Raw genomic sequence first — 22,605 nt, 5'->3', positions numbered from 1 at the left:
ATTGCAGAAGCGATGTGTTATTCTTGATCCTCTTTTTCAAATGTCAAAAGACCAGCGTCGATTTCTTCTAGTGCTTTGCCTACGAATTTGTAAGACTTTGTGTTTTCAATCTGCTGATCTTGGTGGATCTGCATTTCACGTGCACGGCGTGCAGACACTGTTACAAGTGTATATTTTGAATCAAGTTTGTTCATCAATGAGTCAATTGAAGGATCTAACATGGTTTATTCTACCCCCAGCATTTTTTTATATCTTGGTGCGACTCTGTCTCTGCGCAGGTGTTCTGCAAGGACGATCGCTTTGATTCTTTCACAAGCAAGCTCGACATCATCGTTTTCAACGACATAGTCGTAAGCATCCATCATTTCAATTTCTTCTTTCGCAGCGGCCATTCGGTTTCGAATGAGCTCCTCAGACTCTGTACCGCGTGTAATGATGCGGTTTTGAAGTTCTGAAAGACTAGGCGGTGCAAGGAAAATAAAAAGACCTTCCGGGAATGCTTCTCTTACTTGAAGTGCACCTTGCACTTCAATTTCAAGGAAAACATCTTTTCCTTCGCTTAATGTCTGTTCTACATAGTCAACAGGCGTGCCGTAGTAATTCCCGACGTACTCTGCCCATTCTAACAGCTTTTTGTTTTCAATCATATGTTCAAATTCTTCCCTGGTTTTAAAGAAATAATCGACACCATTTCTTTCACCTTCACGCGGTTTGCGTGTCGTCACAGAAATAGAGTATTCAAATTTCGTATCTTCCTGGGAGAAAATGGCTTGTCTGACCGTTCCTTTTCCAACTCCCGAAGGTCCAGAGAGAACGATTAAAAGTCCTCTTTCTTTCATAATGGCGTATTACCCCTGCCCTTCATCTATGATTTCTTCTTTTACAGAAAGTCTTTGCGCGACAGTCTCAGGCTGAACGGCAGATAAGATGACATGGTCACTGTCCATAATGACAACAGCACGGGTTCTTCTTCCGTATGTAGCATCTATGAGCATGCCTCGATCTCTTGCGTCTTGTATCATTCGTTTAATCGGTGCTGATTCCGGACTGACGATCGAAATCATCCGATTCGCTGAAATGATGTTTCCAAATCCGATATTGATCAACTTTATGGTCATCTTCTTTCGTCCCCCTGTAATATAAACGTCTCTAGTCTCGCCGAAAGAGACGCACTGTAAACAGCATACACAATGACTATTCTATATTTTGCACTTGTTCTTTTATTTTTTCAATAGCACTTTTCATTTCAACCACCAGCTTTGTTAAATGGTGATGGTTCGCTTTTGATCCAATGGTGTTCACTTCACGGTTGAGCTCCTGTACAAGGAAGTCAAGTTTTCGGCCGGCAGCACCGCCTTGCAGCAAGATTTGCTGAAACTGCTGAAAATGACTTTTTAATCTCGTAATCTCTTCTGTAATGTCACACCGGTCAGCAAAGATGGCTGCCTCTGTAGTCAGTCTGCTCTCGTCAAGCGCCTCTCCGATCCATTCTTGCAATCGCTGATTCAATCGTTCTTTGTACTGACTCACAACCTCTGGTGCAAAGACTTTGATTTCTTCTGTATAGGCCTCTAGTTCAGAGAGCCTCAGTTCACAGTCTTTTTGAAGGGATGCTCCCTCTTGCTCTCTCATGAAGCAAAGCTCCTTGACAGCAGCATCGCAAGCTTCCATCAGCAGCTGCTCTAACTGTTCATTTCGGCTGGCTGACTCTTCCACCTGAACGGCAAGCTCCAGCCCCAATAAGTCATGTGCATGCTGAATGCCTGAAATGTGATAGCGTTTCTCGAGGTCTTTTGCGGCTTTCATGTATTCATCAAGCAGCGGCCAGTCGATCTGTAAGGACCGGCTTGCTAGTTTACCGCCTTCAATCGTGACAAACAGCTCAATTCTACCGCGCTGCACGTGACGAAGAATGATCTTTTTTAATGTATCTTCGAAATATAAAAGCGGCCTCGGCAAACGGGCATGAACCTCTTTAAAACGGTGATTGACCGATTTTAGCTCAACTGACACTGTCAGTTCTCCATCCGTTTTACTCGCTTGGCCGAATCCCGTCATACTGCGTATCATGTTAAAACACCCAATTCTTTCATATTAATAAAATGAAAAAGGTAATAGCAGACACTATTACCTCAAAATTATACCATAATCAATTATTTTTTTCTTGTCAAAAGTGATCCTGCCAGTAAAAAAGTTGGCAGTGCAGACATCCCGATGATCAGCAGCCAATCAATCGGTGCAACCGCGACCGTTTTGAAAATTGGCTGAAGCGGCGGGTAATAAATGACCACAAGCATGAGCAAAAGTGAGGACAAAACCGCACCGATCAAATAAAGGTTCCCAAATGGGTTACGTTCAAAAATGGACCGTTCACTGCGGCAGTCAAATACATGAATGAGCTGCGCCAAAACAAGCGTACTAAATGCAACAGTCTGTGCATATTGCAGGTTGTTTGGATCGCGGTGATACACAAATATAAATGCCAAAAGGGTCGCAAGTCCGATGAGGAAGCCTCTTGAAATGACCTTCCAGCCAAGCCCTCTAGCAAAAATGCCCTCTTTCACATTCCGCGGCTTTCTCTTCATGACATCGCCTTCTGGCTTATCCATGCCAAGTGCCATAGCCGGCAGACCATCTGTGACAAGGTTTACCCATAAGATTTGTATAGGAACGAGCGGCAGCGGCAGCGCGAGCAGCATCGCAAACAGCATGACCAAAATTTCTCCGACATTTGATGCCAGCAAATAACGGACAAACTTACGAATGTTTTCATAAATATTCCGGCCCTCTTTAATGGCGGATTTTATGGTCGCAAAGTTGTCGTCAAGTAAAATAAGAGAAGACGCTTCTTTGGCTACGTCTGTTCCAGTGATGCCCATGGAGATACCGATATCTGCTTGTTTAATGGCAGGCGCATCATTGACCCCATCACCTGTCATCGCCACAACATGCCCATTTTTTTGATAGGCTTTGACAATTCTCAGTTTATGCTCAGGGGAAACCCGGGCAAAGACGTATACATTTTCAGCCGTTTGCTCAAGCTCTTTGTCGCTCATCTGATCAAGCGCTTTCCCGTCGAGCACCTGTCCTTGCTTCGGTAAAAGGCTCAAGTCTTTGGCGATCGCTTTGGCCGTTTCTACGTGGTCGCCTGTAATCATGACCGTTTTAATCCCGGCATCCCGGCACTCTTTAATCGCTCGTCTGACTTCAGGACGCGGTGGATCGATCATACCCTCTAACCCGATAAATGTTAAATCGGTTTCAGCCTGCTTTACAGAGGTGATTTTTTCTGTCAGACCGACTTTTTTATACGCAATGGCAATGGTTCTAAGCGCCTGTCTTGCCAACCCTTGAATCGCAGCTTCTGCTTCTTGCCTATGAGTTGCTGAAAAAGAAGCTGTGCGTCCGCCGTGCATGATATGACTTGAACGGTTCATTAGTACATCCGGCGCACCTTTTGCAATGACATACCGCTCTTTTTGATTCGTTTCAACGACGACTGACATCATCTTTCTTTCTGAGTCAAAAGGAAACTCCTCAATGACATGAAATCCAGCTTCAATGAATTGCTCTGTAAAACCCGCTTTACGTGCTGCGGTAAGAAGCGCCCCCTCTGTCGGATCGCCATCAAGCCTCATCTCTCCATCTTTTTCAACGATGGTCGATGTATTACAAAGCGCCCCGTATAATAACACCTTTTGCAGGCTTGGGTGCTTGTCGGCATGGACGATTTCTCCGTTTAAGGTAAAGTCACCGGATGGCTCGTAGCCTGTGCCAGAAATATTCCACGTTTTCCCCTCTGCCCATACATGGGTCACGGTCATTTTATTTTGCGTCATCGTTCCTGTTTTATCTGAGCAAATGATTGACGCGCAGCCGAGTGTTTCCACAGCCGGGAGCTTTCTGACAATCGATTTTTGTTTGATCATCCGCTGCACTCCTAGGGAAAGTGCGACAGTGACAATCGCCGGCAGTCCTTCTGGAATTGCCGCAACAGCAAGAGATACTCCCGCTAGGAACATATGATACAATTCATGTCCTTGCACAACACCGAGAACAACAACGAGCACCGTTAAAAATAAAGCAGCCACAATCAGAATTTTCCCGAGCTGCTCGAGACGCCTTTGCAGCGGCGTTTCCATATTACCTGCTGCATCCAGCATACCGGCAATTTGTCCCATTGCCGTATTCATTCCTGTACCAATGACAACCCCTACGCCGCTTCCTCTAGTAACAAGCGTCCCCATAAAGGCCATGTTCGTCAAATCTCCAAGTGAGACATGGCTGCTTGAAAGAGGACTTGCGTGTTTGACAGCTGGGATAGACTCGCCAGTGAGAGCGGACTCCTCAATTTCTAAGCTCTTTGTTTCTAGTAATCTAATATCTGCCCCAATCCGGTCTCCGCTTGAAAATTTCACAATATCCCCTGGCACGAGATGTTTAGACGGGATCTTGACCCATTCATTATTTCTCCTTGCATATACATGCGGAGTTGATAATTCTTTTAACGCTTGAAGGGATTTTTCCGCCCGGCGCTCTTGATAAAAGCCGAGTACACCATTAATCAAAACAATGGCTACAATCGCAACAGCATCAATGTATTCTCCTAAAAAGGCAGAAATGATTGTTGCTGCAAGCAAGATTAACACCATGAAATCTTTAAACTGTGCTAAAAAAATGATCAGAGCCGACGCCTTTTTTCCTTCCTGCAATTCATTTGGCCCGTGTTTTTCAAGCCGCTTTTGTACATCTTTTTCTGACAGTCCGTCACCTATCGATGTATTCATGGTTTTTAATAAATCGGTTTGGTTCAGTTCATGCCAATTCATTTGACCTCGTCCACTCCTCTTTTGTTCTCTCTCATATGCAGTGTTCTATAAGCCAGTTTATTCAGACTCGTCCTAAATCATGCTATAATAATAAGACTGCCTAAAGAACGAGTAAACGGAAGTTCTTTCAGTAGATTTGTGTGGAAGAAGAGGGTGTATCCAACATGTCATTTGACGGCATTTTTACATATGGTATGACAAATGAATTGCAAGAGACATTAACTGGCGGGAGGATTTCTAAAATCCATCAGCCATATAAGCACGAGCTGATTTTTCATATTCGGGCAAACGGGAAAAATCATAAGCTCCTTTTATCGGCTCATCCGAGCTATGCGAGAGTGCAGCTCACTGAGCATCAATACGACAATCCAAGCGAGCCGCCAATGTTTTGTATGCTCCTCAGAAAGCATCTTGAGGGCGGCTTCATTGAACGTTTTGAACAGATTGGATTTGACCGGGTGATCGTGCTTCATGTAAGAAGCAGAAATGAAATTGGTGATGAGCAGACGCGTAAGCTTTACATTGAAATCATGGGACGTCATAGTAATTTCATTCTGGTAGAGGATGGAACGCAGCAGATCATTGATGGTTTGAAACACCTTTCTCCATCTGTGAACAGCTATCGAACGGTGCTCCCTGGTCATGAATACCTTCTGCCGCCTGCGCAGCAAAAATTGAATCCTTTTGACGTGACAAAGGATGATATTTTGAAGCATTTACGCTTTCAAGAAGGAAAGATCGCAAATCAAATTGTCGATACCTTCTCTGGGGTTTCCCCGCTGTTTGCAAAGGAAGTTGTACACCGGGCCGGTCTTGCCAATCAAGAAACGATTCCAAATACACTGCTCGACATGTTCCAGCTCATTCGCATGCATTCTTTTACACCGCAGCTCACAAGAAAAGACGGAAAAGAGTATTTCTATTTATTAGAGCTTCAGCATGTCCATGGCGAGATGAAGACATTCGACTCACTCAGCCAGCTGCTTGACCGCTTTTATTTTGGAAAAGCTGAGAGAGATAGAGTCAAACAGCAGGCAGCGGACCTTGAACGGTTTGTCGTAAATGAAAAAAAGAAAAATGAAAACAAGCTGAAAAAGCTAAAAAGAACCCTTGAAGAATCTCAAGATGCACACAAATATCAGCTCTATGGTGAGCTGTTAACAGCCAATTTATATGCGATTAAAAAAGGGGATAAAGAAGCGACTGTCATCAATTATTACGATGAAGACGGCGGAGAAATCACGATTCCGCTCAAAACAAACAAAACCCCTTCTGAAAATGCCCAGGCATATTTTACAAAATATCAAAAGGCAAAAAATGCTGTAGAAGCTGTAAATGAACAAATTAAGCGGACACATGAAGAAATTGCTTATTTTGAAGAGCTGATTCAGCAGCTGTCCTCTGCTTCACCGAAGGATTTAGAGGAAATGAGAGAAGAGCTTGTTGAAGGAAAATATTTGCGCGCCAAACAAAAGCGTCTCGCCAAAAAGAAAAAACCGGCGGCCATTCAGCTCGAAACGTATGAATCATCCCAAGGCATACCAATTTTAGTCGGAAAAAACAACAAACAAAACGAGTATTTGACTACCAAGGCAGCTGCTCGTGATGATATTTGGCTGCATACAAAGGATATTCCTGGGTCACATGTCGTCATCCGTCACCAAGCACCTGATGAACAAACGCTGCTTGAAGCGGCTCAAATTGCCGCCTATTTTTCAAAGGCAAAAGAGTCCAGCTCCGTACCTGTCGACTATACAAAAATCCGGCATGTGAAAAAACCAAACGGAGCAAAGCCAGGCTTTGTTACGTATGATCAGCAGCAAACATTATTTGTCACGCCTGACGAAGATCTTGTGCTCAAGCTGAGAAAATAAATAAAAGAAGCCGATAAAATCTCTTGTTAGGATTTTATCGGCTTTTTCTTTGTCGTTTTTTTCTTTCGATGTAAAGGGCATCAAGTGCGTCAATATCCTCTTGTTCAAGCAAGGATTCAATTGCCGCAGCCAGCTGTTTTGTCCGGGCGGGGCTTGCACCGCTTGTAGAGACTGAAATCGTCACTTTTCCTGCTTTGACAACCTTCGGCACCATCACATTACCGAGCTCAGATTGGCTCACACAATTCACGAGCTGGTGAGGCTGCGCTGTTTGTGCAATCCATTCATTTACCGAAGGGTCGTTTGTAGCAGCTACAATGAAAAACGCATCCTTCAAATCTTCAGCGCCCACCTTCTTTTCCTTCCAATTCAATGCGTATGTATCAATGAGGCACGCCATCTCTTCAGAAAGATCAGGACTCACAACAGTTAGATGGCAAGGCTCCGTACACAATGTCTTTGCTCTTCTTAATGCAACAGATCCGCCGCCGGCGATGACCACTTGTTTATTGGTTAAATCAAGATGGACTGGAAGCATGGCTTTCTCCTCGGAAACGAAACGCATCGTCTTTGTTTAAAATGGTTTCTTGCACTCGTTCAATATAAGCCGCTTTGACATGCGGATGAAAGCCAATATACCGGCATACCCGGACATCTTTCAGCCGCTTTCTCGCCTGAGCGGCTTCACTTTCAATTTCTTTCATTAAAATCCCCGTAAACAGTAAGTAAGGAACGATATAAACAGGCCCATCGTCATCTTCTGATAACTGCGCGAGAACATCTCGATAATTTGGCTCACATGCTGTAATAAAACACGGAAGAACCTCTGCATGCGGAAGCAGGCTTCGGACATCGTCTGCAATGCCAAACACATCTCGCTTCACCTCCGGATCAGAACTCCCGCGGCCAATTAAAAGAATCCGCGCGCGCGCGCCTTGATATCCTGCTTCTTTAATTCTTGCGGCAACCGCTTTTGTTACTTCTTGATTCACCCCGATCGGCTTTCCATATGTGACCTTCACTTGCGGGAAACGCGCGCGCACTTTCTCAATTTCGACCGGGATATCCGATTTGGCATGCATGGCAGTCAAAAGGAGGAGCGGGACGATTGCAATGTGTGTCGCTCCTTTTTTCACACAGGCCTCAAATCCTTCTTCTATAGAAGGGTCCGTCAGCTCTAAAAAACAAATTTCTTGTATATCTGCTTTCACTAACGGCATACAGCTTTTCATAAAAGAAATGGCCTTATCTTGTGCTTCTTTCACCCTGCTTCCATGCCCAACATAAAGGACAGCTTGTTTCATGCGGCTCCTCCCTCTCACTTGTTTTCATCAGACGAAAAGACACGATGTATGCACGTGTCTTTTCTCTACCATTCTCATTTCTCGATTAATGCGGGTTCAAACCAGTTCAGCTTTTGATGAAAATGAACGACATCTCCAACAACAATTAAACTTGGATGCTCGATCCCTTCTTTTTCAACAGTTTCAGACAGTGTCGCAACCGTGCAGCAAGTTGTCTTTTGCCTTGTTGTGGTTCCCCAGTGTATAAATGCAGCGGGTGTTTCTGGGTCCCGTCCATTTTTTAAAAGCAGGCGCTGCACTCTTTCCACGTTTTTGACACCCATGTAAATCACAAGAGTATCAATCCCTGTAGCCAGCGCCTCCCACTTTTCTTCAAAATGTTCATCCTTTTGATAGTGGCCCGTGACAAAAGCAACATTTGAGCTGAATTCACGATGTGTCACAGGGATGCCCGCATAAGCAGCCGCTGCAATCCCAGAAGTAATTCCTGGGACGACCTCATACGGAATTCCGTGCTCAGCTAAGCATTCGATTTCTTCACCGCCGCGGCCAAAGACAAAGGGGTCGCCGCCTTTCAGCCGAACGACAACGTTCCCTTCCTTTGCATGAGCCACAAGCGCTTCATTGATGGCTTCCTGCCTCATTGTATGATGATTTGGCAGCTTGCCGCAATAAATCAATTCCGCCTCCGGTTTGGCATGGGCGAGAATTTCTTGATTGACAAGACGATCATATAAGATGACATCTGCCTGCTGTATCGCCTTATGGGCCTTTAATGTGATTAAATCTGGGTCACCGGGTCCAGCACCCACAATGTATACTTTCCCCATCTTGCTTTTCTCCCCCTGCCATCAGGCGATTATTTCGTTGTTCCTTTTACATAATCAACAAGACGCTGTTTAGATTCCTCACGGGATAATTCCCCTGTATCTAATACGAGCTCAGGCGCAGCAGGCTCTTCATACGGTGAATCGATTCCAGTGAAAAATGGAATTTCACCGTTTCTCGCCTTTTTATATAACCCTTTTGGATCACGCTCTTCACACACGTTCAGATCACATTTGACAAACACTTCGTGAAATTCTCCCTCTTCGACCAACTGTCTGACAGTGTGGCGGTCTTCCTGAAATGGAGAAATAAAAGCAGTGATGACAATCGTTCCTTGCTCCACAAATAATTTCGCCACTTCTCCGATCCGGCGGATGTTTTCTTTTCTATCATCATCTGAAAACCCTAGATCTTTATTGAGTCCGTGCCGCACGTTATCGCCGTCAAGAACTGTGACTTGGTAGCCTTGTTCAAACAGCTCTCTTGCAGCTGCATTCGCGATCGTTGATTTACCTGAACCGCTTAGACCTGTAAGCCAGATAATACCGCTCGTATGATTGTTTTTTTGTTGATATTCTTTTTTTGTAATAGATGAATCATGCCACACGATATGTTCGTTGCTCATGTCATACCCTCCCGTTAAGATACCGTCGTTTTTAATCCTTCGATTAATGTTTCAATGACTTCTTTTCGGCTGAACGTGCTTGGTGGTAATTCACCGTTTCTCAGCATTGTTCGAACCTTTGTACCTGAAAGAATGACATGCTCGCTTTTGTCGTGAGGACACGTTTTTGGAGTGGCCATCGCTTCACATGTATTACAGTAGAAGCTGTGTTCAAATTTTAATGGAGTAATGCCGATTTCTTCGCTTGTAAATTGATCAAATAGTTCCTGCGCCTCGTATGTGCCGTAATAGTCACCAACACCTGCATGATCTCTTCCGACAATAAAATGGGTGCAGCCATAATTTTTCCGTACTAGCGCATGAAAAATGGCTTCCTTTGGTCCAGCATAACGCATTGCAGCAGGAAAAACACCTAAAAAGACGCGGTCTTTTGGATAATAACCGTCCAATAACACTTGATAGCTTTTCATTCTTACATCTGCCGGGATGTCGTCAGATTTTGTTTCACCGACAAGAGGATTTAAAAATAAACCATCGACTGTTTCCAGTGCTGTTTTTTGAATATATTCATGAGCACGGTGAACCGGGTTTCTCGTTTGGAAACCAACAATGGTTTTCCAGCCGTTTTCTTTAAAATGACGTCTTGTTTCTTCTGGCTCATACGTAAATTGAGGGAATGGTTTTTCACTGCGTTTCGTCAGTGTAATTTTTCCGCCAATGTAAGTATCGCCGCGTTCAAATAATTTTTTCACGCCTGGATGATTGCGGTCATCTGTTTTATAGACATTCACCGCTTCTTTTTCCTTATCTGGTGTGTATTGATCCTCTACTTCAATGACCCCATATACAGTTCCATTGTAGGATAAGCGCACAATATCGCCTTGATGGATTTCCGCCGCCTTTTCTTTTGTCACTGGCAGTGTAATAGGAAGAGACCAAACGACACCACTTGCTAGCCGCATATTGCTTACAACTGCTTCATAATCAGCTTTTGTTAAAAACCCTTCAATTGGACTATATCCGCCAATTGCAATGAGTTCAAGGTCTGCAAAGGAAATCGCATCTAGTTCAATTTCCTTCGCAGCCGTGCTGAGATCATATTCTTCATTTACTCGATTAATTAATACGCCACCATGTGGTGTTAAACTCATTTGTTCATCTTCCTCTCAATGTTCATATTTATTAGATGTTAATAGTCGGATTTATGGTTAAATCCCGCCGCCCTGTTCATGAATAGAGCTGCTTTCATTTTTGACTGCTTTCATCAGACTCAGCGCACCAAGTGAGGCAAGCAGTACACTCATCATGATAAAGATAGAGTAATAGTCTCCTTTTAAGAAAAGGCTCACAAGCAAATACGATAGGCTGAGTGATAAGAAAGGTGAGACCACCCATACCTTCAGCATTTTTTTCACCACATGTTTGTGAAAAATGTTAGGCCCGCCTTTTGCCATTCCAAGCCCGATAATAGACGAGGAGGTGATTTGCGTAAGTGGAACGGGCAGCCCAAAAATAGAGCTGACGATGACAAGCCCGGCACCGGTACTCGAAAGTAAAATCCCTTCGCCTGTTTGATAGCGGGTAATTTTCTTTCCGTTTGTTTCCAGTACTCTTCTGCCTAGCAAGAGGGCCCCTGCTGCGACGAAGATTCCGCCGTAAAGTGTTCCCTGCCCAACTGACAAAACGCCTGAAGCGACGAGCGGGCCGACGGCATTTGCCACATTGTTCATACCGGCTGAAAATGCCTCTAAAAATCCGCTGAGAATTAATACGATAGATAAAATAGCTGTGCCTTTTTTAGACAGCTTCCGTTTAGGGAACATTCTGATGATTTTGACGACAGCAAAGGTAAAAAGAAAGGCGAAAAGCGGGATGATGACCCAAAAAGCCACAATCACTAAAATGGATTTCACAAACAAAACTTTATATGCGACTGCCACACCAACTACAGCCCCTACTGTGACCTCACTTGTTGATAAAGGAATCGCCATCAGATTTGCTATGAAAAGTGATAGTGCAGCAGAACCAATGATAATACAAACGATTTCAAGTGTAATGACTGATTCTGGCATAATACCAGAGCTGATCGTTTTGACGACCTCACCGCCGCCAATCACTGAACCTGCTAAAATCCCAACTGCACAAAAACTGAGCGCATAAATGGGCTTTTGAATGGCACCTGATCCATACGCAATGCCCATAGAAGCAGCTGCTCCGCTTGCGCCTATGTTTAAAGCAAAGAATAGACTAAATAAAATTGCGGCGATTTCCATACATTATGCTCCCTTACTCATGTAATCCGCACTCTGTCTTTGCTGTGCCTGACCATCTGCCAGAACGCAGATCATCTGCAGTAAATGCTGGCTGTGTACACGGTGCACAGCCGATACTTGGATATCCTTGGTCATGCAGCGGATTATAAGTAAGTTCCTCCCTAGATGCATATCTCCATATGTCCTTCCACGTCCAATGGATGAGAGGACATACTTTCACTGATTTGAATTTTTCATCCTTATTTAAGAAATTCGTCCCTGCTCGTTTTGGTGACTGCTCTCTTCTTAAACCAGAAAGCCATGCTGGATAACCAGATAGGGCTTCTTGCAAAGGAATGACCTTACGCATATGACAGCAGCTTTGAGGATCTGTTTTCCATAATTGATCACCGTGCTGCTCATTTTGCTGTTCAACCGTCAGCTCAGGCGTTTTCAGTTCAATGTCTAAACCCGGATATCTTTCCTTTACCGCATCAATTGTGTCGTAAGTTTCTTTAAAATGCAGACCTGTATCTAAAAAGACAATTCTCGCATCTTTTTTTACTTTTGCAATCAGATCAATTAGAACGATGCCCTCAATCCCAAAGCTGCACGCATATACGAGCTGGTCACCATAATGACCGTACGCCCATTTCAGTACAGACAGGGCTCCTTTATACAAATCATCCTCTTGAAATGTAATGGACGGCTCTTGCCAATTTTCATAAGTTAACATGATTTCTCCCCTTCCGGAGTACCGCTCATATTGCTATTTTCCGCACTACTTTAATCTAATTTTTTCGTTTTTTTCCACTTGAATCACTTGACCGTCCTGAACAATTAACGTAATTGAACCGAATTTCATATCCCCAATCAGTTCTTGCATATGCTTTACTAAGTCCTCATCCTGATTTTGTTTCACTTCCATCTCCTCTTCCTCCTCACCGTTAAAATAAAAAAACTTTCTTTCAGTCCGAAAGAAAGATGAGGAAGCTCGCAATTTCCTTATCTTTCAAAATAGAATCATTTTGCAGGAAGTAGCACCTTGCGAATCGCAGGTTGCCGGGTTTCATCGGGCCAGTCCCTCCACCTCTCTGGATAAGAGTTTCAATTTGTCTTAAATATTAACACAATTCAAACAAAAGTCAACCCGACTTTATTGATAGGATTAGTTTTTATTAAAATTTGAGTCTATTTTACTATTTTTACCCAAATAAAAAAGCCGTGCGGGCAGGCACAGCTTTAAAATTGTTAACGATGGACTTTGACTTTTCAGACCGTTTCTTCCATCCAAGTTTCAGAGGAAGGGTCTTGTCTCCAGCGTTTTAGTTTGTTCATCGCAGACGGCTCAATCGCTTTCAGTTCAAGTGCCACGTCTGTCAATGTGTCATAGTCTGTCAGGGTGACATATGGAATATTTTTTTCTTGAAAAGCGGCCGCTGCTTTTGGCAGTCCGTATGTGAAGATTGCGGCAACTCCTAGTACCTCGCAGCCCTCAGCTTGAAGAGCAGCAACCACTTCCAGCACACTGCCTCCTGTGGAAATAAGGTCTTCGACGACGACAACCTTTTGGCCTTTCGATACGGCCCCTTCAATTTGATTTCCTTTGCCGTGTGCTTTCGGCTTACTTCTGACATAACACATCGGGATGTTCAAGCGGTCTGCTGCTAATGCCGCATGCGGAATGCCTGCTGTTGCAGTACCCGCGACAACCTCTGCTCCCTTGAAATGAGTGAGAATCAAATCTTTTAGACCTTCCGCAATGTCGTGTCTGACTTCTGGATATGATAATGTGAGGCGGTTATCACAATAGATCGGTGATTTTATACCGCTCGCCCATGTAAACGGTTCGTCTGGTTTTAATGAGACCGCTTTGATTTGTAATAGATGTTTCGCGATTTTTGATTTCATCTGGCAGTCACTCCCACTCTTTCAAAATTTGATGATAGGCTTCTAATGGTTTATCAGCTTTTGTGATTGATCTTCCGACAACAATTTGTGAAACACCTTGCTCTTTTGCATAGGCAGGTGTCGCCACACGCTTTTGGTCATCGATTTGATCATTCGGTAAGCGAATCCCTGGCGTTACAGTGAGAAAAGAGGGTGAGATATGTTCATGAAGTGCTTTAGATTCATGAACAGAGCAAACAACACCGTCCAGTCCACTTTCATATGCTAATTGTCCGTACCGGATCACAGTCTCTTGCAGCGGACGGTCAATGAGTAATTCGTTTCTCATCATGTCTTCTGACGTACTAGTCAGCTGGGTCACTGCAATAATGCCCGGACGGCTTTGTCCAGCAGGAGTCCCGCTTTCAAGTCCCTCTAATGCAGCCTGCATCATTCGTTTCCCGCCAGCAGCATGCACATTGACCAAATCAACGCCAAGTGCGGCAAGCCGGTTCATCGCTTTTTGCACCGTTGTTGGAATGTCATGTAATTTTAGATCGAGAAAAATGCGGCAATTTTTTTCTTTCAGCGCATCAAGGATGGCAGGTCCTTCTTGGTAAAACAGCTCCATGCCAACCTTCACAAATAATGGTGTCCCTTCAAAGGGATCTAAAAAGGCAAGCGCGTCCTGCCCTGATGGAAAATCAAGCGCGATGATGGGCAAGTGCTTCATGTTTCCAGCTCCTTCCGATACATTCCTCTACAGATGAATAACCATATGCTGCTAACACATTTGGCAGTTCTTCAATGATTTCCGGGCAAATAAATGGATTCACAAAATTGGCTGTACCGACAGCGACTGCACTTGCACCTGCTAGTAAAAATTCAAGTACATCTTCAGCACTTTGCACTCCGCCCATCCCGATAATCGGAATAGAAACCGCTTGACTCACCTCATGCACCATACGTACAGCGACAGGTTTGACAGCTGGTCCTGATAATCCGCCTGTTTTATTGGCAAGGATGGGTTTCCCCGTTTTTAAATCTAAACGCATCCCAATTAATGTGTTAATCATGGTGAGTCCATCCGCTCCAGCAGCTTCAATTGCTTGAGCAATTTCTACAATATTGGCTACGTTAGGTGACAGCTTGACATAGACAGGTACGGAAGAGACTTTCTTGACTGCTTTTGTCAATGATGCTGCCATATTTGGATCTGTACCAAAGGCGATTCCGCCGGTTTTCACATTTGGGCAAGAAATATTCAGCTCAAGGGCATGAACATTTTTTGCTTGGCTGATTTGCTTGGCTACTTCAACATAATCATCCACCTGTGAGCCAGCAACATTCGCAATAATAGGCGTATCAAACTGCTCGAGCCAAGGCAATTCATTTTCAAGCACGCCTTTTAGACCTGGATTTTGAAGGCCGATTGCATTGAGCATACCAGCTCCTGTCTCAGCAACCCTTGGAGTCGGATTGCCAAATCTCGGTTCAAGGGTTGTGGCTTTGATCATGATACCGCCCAGCAATGATAGGTCATATAAGGATGCAAATTCTCTCCCGAATCCAAAGCAGCCTGATGCAGGGATAATTGGATTCTTTAAAGATAATCCCGGTAACTCAACGCTTAGCATGACAATGCCACCTCCTCTGCTTTAAAAACAGGTCCATCAAGACACACTTTGACATAAGGTTTGTCGAGCTGATCGGTATGACAGACACATGCAAAGCAGGCACCAATTCCGCAGCCCATTCGTTCTTCCATCGAAATGTAGACAGGCTTATCAGGATACGTGTCTTTCAGCGCTTTTAGCATAGGTGTTGGACCACAGGAAAGCAGCACATCAAAGCTCAGGTTTTGCTCTTTTATCACATCTGTTACAAAGCCTTTAGCACCGTATGTGCCATCAACCGTTGCAATAAACGTATCGCCGAGTGCTCTAAATTTTTCCTCGTAAAATACATCCTTTTTCGATTGAAAGCCGAGGACATGCTTTACGATGACGCCTTTTTTCGTTAACCGCTTAGACAGCTCATATAGAGGTGGTACGCCAATTCCGCCGCCGACTAGTAATGCCGTCTCTCCGGGCTTGACGACTGAAGGATCATACCCGTTTCCAAGCGGCCCTAATACATCGACTGATTCTCCCTCCCGCTTTTGGGAGAGGAGCTTTGTGCCCTCTCCCTCTGCGCGGTAAATGATGGTTGCTTCTTTTTGCTCGGCATGAATGTTGGCAATACTGATCGGTCTTCTCAGCAGCGGTGTCATCGATTCACTGACCTTTAGATGAAGAAATTGTCCAGCCGTTTGAAAGGAGTCCACAAGGTCACCTTTTAATGTCATTTCGTAAATATGATCAGCGATCTCTCGGTTCGAGACGACCGTCAAGTATGCTTTTTTCATATCGTTACTGTCACCTCAGCATTCGTTTTCACTTCTGGCATTTCATCCGCTCTAAATGTCATGCTCTCAAGCACTCTTAAAATGGCTTCTGCTGTATCTAGTGACGTTAAGCAAGCCACTCCGTTTTCAACAGATTCACGTCTAATTCTAAAGCCGTCTCTTGCCGGCTGTTTTCCTTTTGTTAATGTGTTGATCACGAATTGGGCTTCCCCGTTTCGAATGACATCAAGGAGATTTTTGCCTTCTTCTCCAATTTTGCCGACCACACTTGATGGAATGGAGGCTTGTTTTAAATAATTCGCCGTTCCTTCTGTTGCTAAAATATGATAGCCGATCGAATGGAATCTTCTTGCGATCTCAAGTCCTTCTTCTTTATCCTTATCAGCCACTGTCAGAAGCACTGTTCCGTCATTAGGGATTTGGATGCCTGATGCAATCAATCCTTTATAAAGGGCTTTTTCGATCGTGACATCTTTCCCCATGACTTCACCTGTTGATTTCATTTCAGGTCCGAGTGTAATATCGACTCTTCTTAATTTAGCAAAAGAGAAGACTGGGACTTTAACGTACACTCCTTCTTGCTCTGTGTGAAGCCCTTCTTCGTAGCCATAATTTTTGAGCTTGTCTCCTAAGATGACTTTTGTCGCAAGATTTGCCATCGGAATGCCTGTAATTTTACTTAAGAAAGGTACCGTCCGGCTTGATCTCGGGTTCACTTCAAGGACATACACTTCACCTTTTGATAGGACAAATTGAATGTTCAAAAGCCCAATAATGTTGAGTCCTTTTGCAAGCTTGATCGTGTATTCTGCGATCTTTGCTTTGATGTCCTCAGACAATGTTTGCGGCGGATAGACCGCAATCGAGTCACCAGAGTGAACTCCGGCTCTTTCAATGTGTTCCATAATGCCTGGGATTACGACAGTTTCTCCATCAGACACGGCATCTACTTCAATTTCTTTTCCTGTCAAATACTTGTCAATTAACACTGGATGCTGCGGGTTGACCTTCACCGCATTCTCCATGTAGTGAAGAAGCTCAGCTTCTTGATACACAATTTCCATCGCGCGGCCGCCTAATACATAGGAAGGACGGACAAGGACTGGGTAGCCGATTTGATTGGCAATCGCTACAGCTTCAGGCACAGACGTTGCTGTTTTCCCTTTCGGCTGGGGCACGCCGAGTGTTTCTAACGTTTGTTCAAACTTGTCCCGGTTTTCTGCGCGGTCTAGGTCTTCTAGAGAAGTTCCAAGAATTTTAACCCCTCTATTTGATAATTCATCTGCTAGGTTGATCGCCGTTTGTCCACCGAACTGAACGACGACTCCTTCAGGCTGTTCAAGGTCGATGATATGCATGACATCTTCTACAGTGAGTGGTTCAAAGTAGAGCTTATCTGAAATACTAAAGTCTGTTGAGACCGTTTCAGGGTTGTTGTTTATAATGATCGCTTCATAGCCTGCTTGTTTAATTGCCCACACAGAGTGAACAGTCGCATAATCAAATTCAACCCCTTGTCCAATTCGGATAGGACCTGAACCTAATACGATAACGCTCTTCTTGTCTGTACGTTCTGATTCATTTTCATCTTCATACGTGCTGTAGAAATAAGGTGTCTCTGATTCAAATTCTGCCGCACATGTATCCACCATTTTGTATACAGGTACAATGCCTGCTTCTTGTCTTAGCTTGTAGACATCCGCTTCGTTCATCTTCCACTCGCGGCTAATGTAGATATCTGAGAAGCCTTTTTCTTTCGCTTCTTTTAATACGTCTGTATTGCCTTTGTTTTCTTTTAATGTTTTCTCAAAGGCGATGATACCTTCCAGCTTATGAAGGAAGAAGTAATCAATTTTTGAGAATTCATGTATTTGTTCGACTGTATAGCCTCTTCTAAGCGCCTCAGCGATATAAAATAATCGTTCGTCTCCCGCTTTGATAATCCGTTTTTCAAGCACTTCATTTGTGATGTCTGCTTCATCTTTTAATTCAATGTGATGCACATCGGCTTCAAGTGAACGTACAGCCTTTAGAAGAGACTCTTCTAATGTGCGGCCGATTGCCATGACTTCACCAGTTGCCTTCATTTGCGTACCAAGACGTCTGTTCGCAGATTCAAATTTATCGAACGGCCAGCGCGGTATTTTTGAAACGATATAGTCAAGTGCCGGCTCGAAAGCTGCATAGGTTTTACCTGTGACTGGGTTCATCATTTCATCAAGCGTTAAGCCGACAGCAATTTTCGCTGCCAATTTGGCAATTGGATAGCCTGTCGCTTTTGACGCAAGCGCAGATGAACGGCTCACACGCGGGTTTACCTCGATGATATAGTATTGAAAGCTGTTTGGATCAAGTGCCAGTTGAACGTTACAGCCGCCTTCAATGCCAAGTGCACGGATCAGCTTAAGCGACACATTTCGAAGCAGCTGATATTCACGGTCACTTAACGTTTGGCTTGGGGCTACAACAATACTGTCACCTGTATGGATGCCGACAGGGTCAAAGTTTTCCATGTTACAAACAACGATTGCATGGTCACCGCTGTCTCGCATGACTTCATATTCAATTTCTTTAAAGCCTGCAATGCTTTTTTCAAGTAAGCATTGTGTGACTGGGCTTAGCTTCAGACCGTTTTCAACGATTTCCTTCAGTTCTTGCTCGTTTGTACAAATTCCGCCGCCTGTTCCGCCTAATGTATAGGCTGGTCTGACGATGACAGGGAAACCGATTTGATCTGTAAACGCCATCGCTTCTTCCAGGTTATGAATGATTTCACTTTCTGGTACTGGCTCATTTAGTTCATTCATTAAATTACGGAATAAATCTCTATCCTCTGCTTTTTGGATGGCTGACAGCTTTGTACCGAGTACTTCAACGCCGCATTCAGCTAATACGCCAAGCTCTGACAATTCAACAGCAAGGTTTAATCCAGTTTGCCCGCCAAGTGTTGGCAAGATCGCATCAGGGCGTTCTTTTCGAATGATTCGTGTTAAAAATTCTGGTGTCAGTGGTTCGATGTATACCTTATCAGCCATTTCTGTATCTGTCATGATGGTCGCAGGGTTAGAGTTCACAAGAACGACTTCATAGCCCTCTTCTTTTAGCGCTAAGCAAGCCTGTGTACCTGCATAGTCAAACTCCGCTGCCTGACCGATGATGATAGGACCTGATCCGATTACTAAAATCTTTTTGATGTCTACGCGTTTTGGCATACTTCTTCCCCTTCTTTCTCAGTCGTATGAATCATTTCCATGAACTGGTCAAATAAGTAGTTTGCATCTTCTGGACCCGGTGATGCTTCTGGGTGGTACTGAACAGTGAAAGCTGGTGCTTCTTTATGTTTTAATCCTTCAATCGTATTGTCGTTTAGGGCAATATGTGTGACTTCGAGCACGTCTTCGTTAATACTGCTAACCGTGTAGCCGTGGTTTTGAGACGTCAGTGTCACCTTGCCAGTTGCTAGTTCTTTCACCGGATGGTTTGATCCTCTGTGGCCAAATTTCATTTTTTCTGTGCTTGCACCGCATGCTAGAGCAAATAATTGATGTCCGAGGCATATACCAAAGAGCGGCACCTTTCCAATCAATTGCTGAATCATCTCAACGGCTTCCGGTACATCCACAGGATCTCCAGGTCCGTTTGAAAGCATGATGCCATCAGGCTTTAGCTGCAGCACTTCATCTGCAGTGATGTTGTATGGCACCACAATGACGTCGCAGTCACGTTTATTGAGCTCGCGCAAAATGCCGTGCTTCATGCCGAAATCGACAAGGACAATTCTTTTTCCTCTGCCTGGGCTTGGGTACGCATTTTTCACAGATACTTGACTCACTTGATCTGTTGGCAGCTGCAATGTTTGAAGGCGGCGGACAACGTCTTCTACTTGTTCATCAGGTCCTGCAAATGCCCCTCTTAAAGTCCCTGCACTTCGAATCATTCTAGTCAGCTTCCGTGTATCGATTCCGCTCAGCCCCGGAATGTTTTTCATTTTTAAATATTCATCGAGTGAATATGAAGAGCGCCAGTTTGAGGGCTTTTCACAAAGCTCTTTCACAATCAGCCCTTTCACAAACGGTGTGATCGATTCAAAATCGTCACGGTTAATGCCATAGTTGCCGATAAGCGGGTAAGTCAGTGTGACAATTTGTCCGCAGTATGATGGATCAGATAAAATTTCTTGATAGCCCGTCATCCCTGTATTAAAGACGACTTCTCCGACTGATGGTTCTAAGCTGCCAAAGCCTGTTCCTTCGAATACTGTTCCGTTTTCTAGCACTAAGCGTCTCTTCATTTTACTAGTCTCCCCTCTTCATAAACGACTTTCCCAGATGCAAGTGTCATGACCGGCCATCCTGATACAGTCAATTTGTCAAACGGTGTATTTTGCCCTTTAGATAAGAAGCTTTTTTTATCGATTGCCATTTCTTTGTTTAAATCAATAAGTGTGATATCAGCTATGTGCCCTTCTTCAAGCTTTCCGTATGGAAGAGAAAATGCTTCAGCTGGTTTGATTGTCATATAATCAACGAGTTCTTTTAATGTCCATTCGCCTGTTTTGACAAATCGTGTATACAGAAGCGGGAACGCTGTTTCAAGTCCCACAATTCCAAACGGGGCACGCTGCATGGTTTCGTTCTTTTCTTCTTCTGTATGCGGCGCATGGTCTGTTGCGATGAAATCAATCGTTCCATCTAACAGTCCCTCGATCAATGCCTCGCGATCCTCTTTTCCTCTGAGCGGCGGGTTCATTTTATAATTTGTATCAAGACCTGGAATGTCCGTATCACACAACAGCAGGTGATGCGGTGACACCTCAGCCGTCACACGGATGCCTGCTTTTTTTGCATCGCGTACGACCCGCACAGATTCTTTCGTACTGATATGACATACATGATAATGACAGTTCGCTGCTTCTGCTAAAAGAACATCTCTTGCAATATGCACCGATTCACAAATGGACGGTATTCCGTTTAACCCATTTGCTTTTGAAAATTCTCCTTCATGAACGCACCCGCCGTAAATGAGCGAGTTATCTTCACAGTGCGCCACAATCGCTTGATCAAGACTTGCTGCCTGTTTCATCGCTTCGTACATCATGCCTGCTGTTTGGATGCCGACACCGTCATCTGTAAAAGCAAAGGCGCCTGCTTCTTTTAGTGCTGCAAAATCCGTCATCTCTTCCCCAATTTGTCTCGTTGTGATGGAGGCGTATGGCAGCACTCTCACAGATGAGGTCTTTTCGATTCGATTCATCAGCCATTCCATTTGCTCTTTTGTATCTGGAACCGGCCTTGTATTCGGCATCGCTGCAATCGTCGTATATCCGCCTCTTGCGGCTGCTTTAGAGCCTGTTTCAATCGTTTCCTTTTTCTCTCCGCCTGGCTCTCTTAAATGCACATGCAGATCGATCAAGCCCGGTGACACAAATAGCCCTGCTGCATCAATAACCTCTTCTCCGTCTTCTCTTTCTAGGTGACCAATCGCTTGAATCACTTTTCCTTTTACCCTAATATCCTGCTGCACTCTTTCACCTGTGCTTGTTAAGATAAACCCGTTTTTAATGAGATATGACATAGACAGAATCTCTCCCTTTTTGATGTAGTGTGCTATTTTGAAAAGCTCTTTTTAATACAGCCATTCGGATATAAACACCATTTTCCATTTGTTTGAAAATCCTTGACTGCTTGGACTCTACTAATGAATCATCTATTTCAACACCTCTGTTTACTGGTGCTGGATGCATAATAATCGCTCGTTCTTTCATTTTGTTTGCTCTGTCTACTGTTAATCCATAAGTTGATAAGTAATCTTCACTGCCCATTTTTTCAGCGTGCCGTTCATGCTGGATTCTAAGTAGCATCACCACATCAGATTGTGCGATGGCTTCATCTACTTGGACATACGTTCCGTGAGGGTTTTGTTCATCCTGGAAGGGGGCAGGCCCTGAAAAGAGGACTGTCGCTCCCAGCCTTGAGAGAACCTCAGCATTTGATCTTGCCACCCTGCTATGTTTGATGTCTCCATGAATCGAAATCGTTAAGCCTTCAAAGCCGCCAAACTCTTCAAAGATGGTCATGAGGTCAAGCAGTGATTGGGTTGGATGCTGCCCGCAGCCATCTCCTGCATTGATGATGGGAATTCCAACCTTCCCAATCAGCTCGTTATAATATTCATCTGTGCTGTCTCTGATCACACATGCCTTTACTCCGATCGATTCCAGTGTTTTTACCGTATCGTAAAGTGTTTCGCCTTTTTGAACGGAGGTGCTTGCTGCATCTAAGCTCAGGACATTCATCCCTAATTTCTTCTCTGCAACTTCAAAGCTAAAACGTGTTCTTGTGCTTGGTTCAAAGAAAAGGTTTGCCACAAATTCTCCGGCTAATCCATGTTCTTGTTTCCCCTTTTTGAGTGCAGCTGCTTCTTCAATCAGCTGTAAAATCTCTTCTTTTGATAAGCTGCTCATTGTCGATAAATCATTCATTTTTTCTTCCCCCTCTAGTTTTTCATCACTTTCAGGTTCAAAAAAACCCTAAGCCTCGGCAGCTTAGGGTTCTCCAAAAGAAGCAGCGGCACCTTCGTGCATTCTGCTCCATTTA

General features: G+C 44.2%; 22 protein-coding genes and 1 riboswitch. Of the genes, 1 reads left to right on the top strand and 21 read right to left on the bottom strand.

All coding sequences use genetic code 11. The annotated features are described in order from the left end of the window. Window positions 1-17 precede the first annotated feature (17 nt). The 5 genes from rpoZ to MHI08_RS07495 form a co-directional block, all read right to left on the bottom strand. A complete protein-coding gene (gene rpoZ, locus MHI08_RS07515; protein ID WP_003211647.1) occupies window positions 18-221 on the bottom strand; it encodes a DNA-directed RNA polymerase subunit omega in 204 nt (67 codons plus the stop codon). Window positions 222-224: 3 nt separating this feature from the next. Then, complete coding sequence (gmk, locus tag MHI08_RS07510) at window positions 225-839, bottom strand: guanylate kinase (RefSeq protein WP_024424214.1); 615 nt, start codon at window positions 837-839, stop codon at window positions 225-227. A 9-nt stretch (window positions 840-848) separates the two neighbouring features. Then, window positions 849-1,118, bottom strand: a complete 270-nt coding sequence (remA, locus tag MHI08_RS07505) for an extracellular matrix/biofilm regulator RemA (RefSeq protein ID WP_008344898.1) — start codon at window positions 1,116-1,118, stop codon at window positions 849-851. Window positions 1,119-1,194: 76 nt separating this feature from the next. Further along, a complete protein-coding gene (locus tag MHI08_RS07500) occupies window positions 1,195-2,070 on the bottom strand; it encodes a YicC/YloC family endoribonuclease (RefSeq protein ID WP_268423185.1) in 876 nt (291 codons plus the stop codon). An 83-nt stretch (window positions 2,071-2,153) separates the two neighbouring features. Beyond that, window positions 2,154-4,829 carry a calcium-translocating P-type ATPase, SERCA-type gene (locus tag MHI08_RS07495; protein WP_087978867.1) on the bottom strand — a complete coding sequence of 892 codons (2,676 nt, stop codon included), beginning with the start codon at window positions 4,827-4,829 and terminating at the stop codon, window positions 2,154-2,156. A gap of 164 nt (window positions 4,830-4,993) precedes the next feature. Between MHI08_RS07495 and MHI08_RS07490 the strand changes: the two genes are divergently transcribed. Next, complete coding sequence (locus MHI08_RS07490) at window positions 4,994-6,703, top strand: NFACT RNA binding domain-containing protein (RefSeq protein WP_024426952.1); 1,710 nt, start codon at window positions 4,994-4,996, stop codon at window positions 6,701-6,703. Between the two features lie 34 nt (window positions 6,704-6,737). Here the strand turns inward: MHI08_RS07490 and MHI08_RS07485 are convergent, their stop codons facing one another. The 16 genes from MHI08_RS07485 to MHI08_RS07410 form a co-directional block, all read right to left on the bottom strand. After that, on the bottom strand, window positions 6,738-7,241 hold the full coding sequence (locus MHI08_RS07485; protein WP_120207075.1) for a bifunctional precorrin-2 dehydrogenase/sirohydrochlorin ferrochelatase: 504 nt from the start codon (window positions 7,239-7,241) through the stop codon (window positions 6,738-6,740). Then, complete coding sequence (locus MHI08_RS07480) at window positions 7,222-8,007, bottom strand: sirohydrochlorin chelatase (protein ID WP_163115161.1); 786 nt, start codon at window positions 8,005-8,007, stop codon at window positions 7,222-7,224. Before MHI08_RS07480 ends, MHI08_RS07485 begins: the two co-directional genes overlap by 20 nt. Window positions 8,008-8,081: 74 nt before the next feature. Next, window positions 8,082-8,837 carry a uroporphyrinogen-III C-methyltransferase gene (gene cobA, locus MHI08_RS07475; protein ID WP_041108928.1) on the bottom strand — a complete coding sequence of 252 codons (756 nt, stop codon included), beginning with the start codon at window positions 8,835-8,837 and terminating at the stop codon, window positions 8,082-8,084. Window positions 8,838-8,866: 29 nt separating this feature from the next. Further along, on the bottom strand, window positions 8,867-9,460 hold the full coding sequence (cysC, locus tag MHI08_RS07470; RefSeq protein ID WP_024424221.1) for an adenylyl-sulfate kinase: 594 nt from the start codon (window positions 9,458-9,460) through the stop codon (window positions 8,867-8,869). A 14-nt stretch (window positions 9,461-9,474) separates the two neighbouring features. Further along, window positions 9,475-10,611, bottom strand: a complete 1,137-nt coding sequence (sat, locus tag MHI08_RS07465; RefSeq protein WP_034623673.1) for a sulfate adenylyltransferase — start codon at window positions 10,609-10,611, stop codon at window positions 9,475-9,477. A gap of 57 nt (window positions 10,612-10,668) precedes the next feature. Beyond that, window positions 10,669-11,733, bottom strand: a complete 1,065-nt coding sequence (locus MHI08_RS07460) for an inorganic phosphate transporter (RefSeq protein ID WP_025092551.1) — start codon at window positions 11,731-11,733, stop codon at window positions 10,669-10,671. Window positions 11,734-11,746: 13 nt separating this feature from the next. Continuing rightward, entirely contained in the window at window positions 11,747-12,448 is a 702-nt protein-coding gene (locus MHI08_RS07455; RefSeq protein ID WP_342500124.1) for a phosphoadenylyl-sulfate reductase, read from the bottom strand. 45 nt (window positions 12,449-12,493) lie between these two features. Beyond that, a complete protein-coding gene (locus tag MHI08_RS07450) occupies window positions 12,494-12,640 on the bottom strand; it encodes a YezD family protein (protein ID WP_073205135.1) in 147 nt (48 codons plus the stop codon). Between the two features lie 74 nt (window positions 12,641-12,714). Next, window positions 12,715-12,817: riboswitch (SAM riboswitch) on the bottom strand. A gap of 167 nt (window positions 12,818-12,984) precedes the next feature. Further along, entirely contained in the window at window positions 12,985-13,623 is a 639-nt protein-coding gene (gene pyrE, locus MHI08_RS07445; RefSeq protein ID WP_034623674.1) for an orotate phosphoribosyltransferase, read from the bottom strand. 7 nt (window positions 13,624-13,630) lie between these two features. Next, window positions 13,631-14,335: an orotidine-5'-phosphate decarboxylase gene (gene pyrF / locus MHI08_RS07440; protein WP_034623676.1), complete on the bottom strand. Its 705-nt coding sequence runs from the start codon at window positions 14,333-14,335 to the stop codon at window positions 13,631-13,633. Next, window positions 14,307-15,239 (bottom strand): dihydroorotate dehydrogenase, encoded by a 933-nt coding sequence (locus MHI08_RS07435; RefSeq protein ID WP_024426944.1) that lies wholly within the window; start codon window positions 15,237-15,239, stop codon window positions 14,307-14,309. The genes pyrF and MHI08_RS07435 overlap by 29 nt, the downstream gene beginning before the upstream one ends. Further along, a complete protein-coding gene (locus tag MHI08_RS07430; RefSeq protein WP_176967438.1) occupies window positions 15,233-16,009 on the bottom strand; it encodes a dihydroorotate dehydrogenase electron transfer subunit in 777 nt (258 codons plus the stop codon). The genes MHI08_RS07435 and MHI08_RS07430 overlap by 7 nt, the downstream gene beginning before the upstream one ends. After that, window positions 16,006-19,221, bottom strand: a complete 3,216-nt coding sequence (gene carB / locus MHI08_RS07425; protein WP_034623677.1) for a carbamoyl-phosphate synthase (glutamine-hydrolyzing) large subunit — start codon at window positions 19,219-19,221, stop codon at window positions 16,006-16,008. Before carB ends, MHI08_RS07430 begins: the two co-directional genes overlap by 4 nt. Next, the gene (locus MHI08_RS07420; protein WP_024424230.1) at window positions 19,206-20,300 is read right to left on the bottom strand and encodes a carbamoyl phosphate synthase small subunit; all 1,095 of its coding nucleotides are present in this window, start codon (window positions 20,298-20,300) and stop codon (window positions 19,206-19,208) included. The genes carB and MHI08_RS07420 overlap by 16 nt, the downstream gene beginning before the upstream one ends. Further along, window positions 20,297-21,583, bottom strand: a complete 1,287-nt coding sequence (locus MHI08_RS07415; protein WP_342500123.1) for a dihydroorotase — start codon at window positions 21,581-21,583, stop codon at window positions 20,297-20,299. Before MHI08_RS07415 ends, MHI08_RS07420 begins: the two co-directional genes overlap by 4 nt. Further along, complete coding sequence (locus MHI08_RS07410) at window positions 21,567-22,490, bottom strand: aspartate carbamoyltransferase catalytic subunit (protein WP_342500122.1); 924 nt, start codon at window positions 22,488-22,490, stop codon at window positions 21,567-21,569. Before MHI08_RS07410 ends, MHI08_RS07415 begins: the two co-directional genes overlap by 17 nt. Between the last annotated feature and the right edge of the window lie 115 nt (window positions 22,491-22,605).

The sequence above is a fragment of the Bacillus sp. FSL M7-0791 genome (assembly GCF_038627085.1).
GTDB classification, from domain to species: Bacteria; Bacillota; Bacilli; order Bacillales; family Bacillaceae; genus Bacillus; species Bacillus safensis.
Note: the sequence above shows the minus strand (reverse complement) of the source record. Positions and strands in the feature narration are given on the sequence as shown.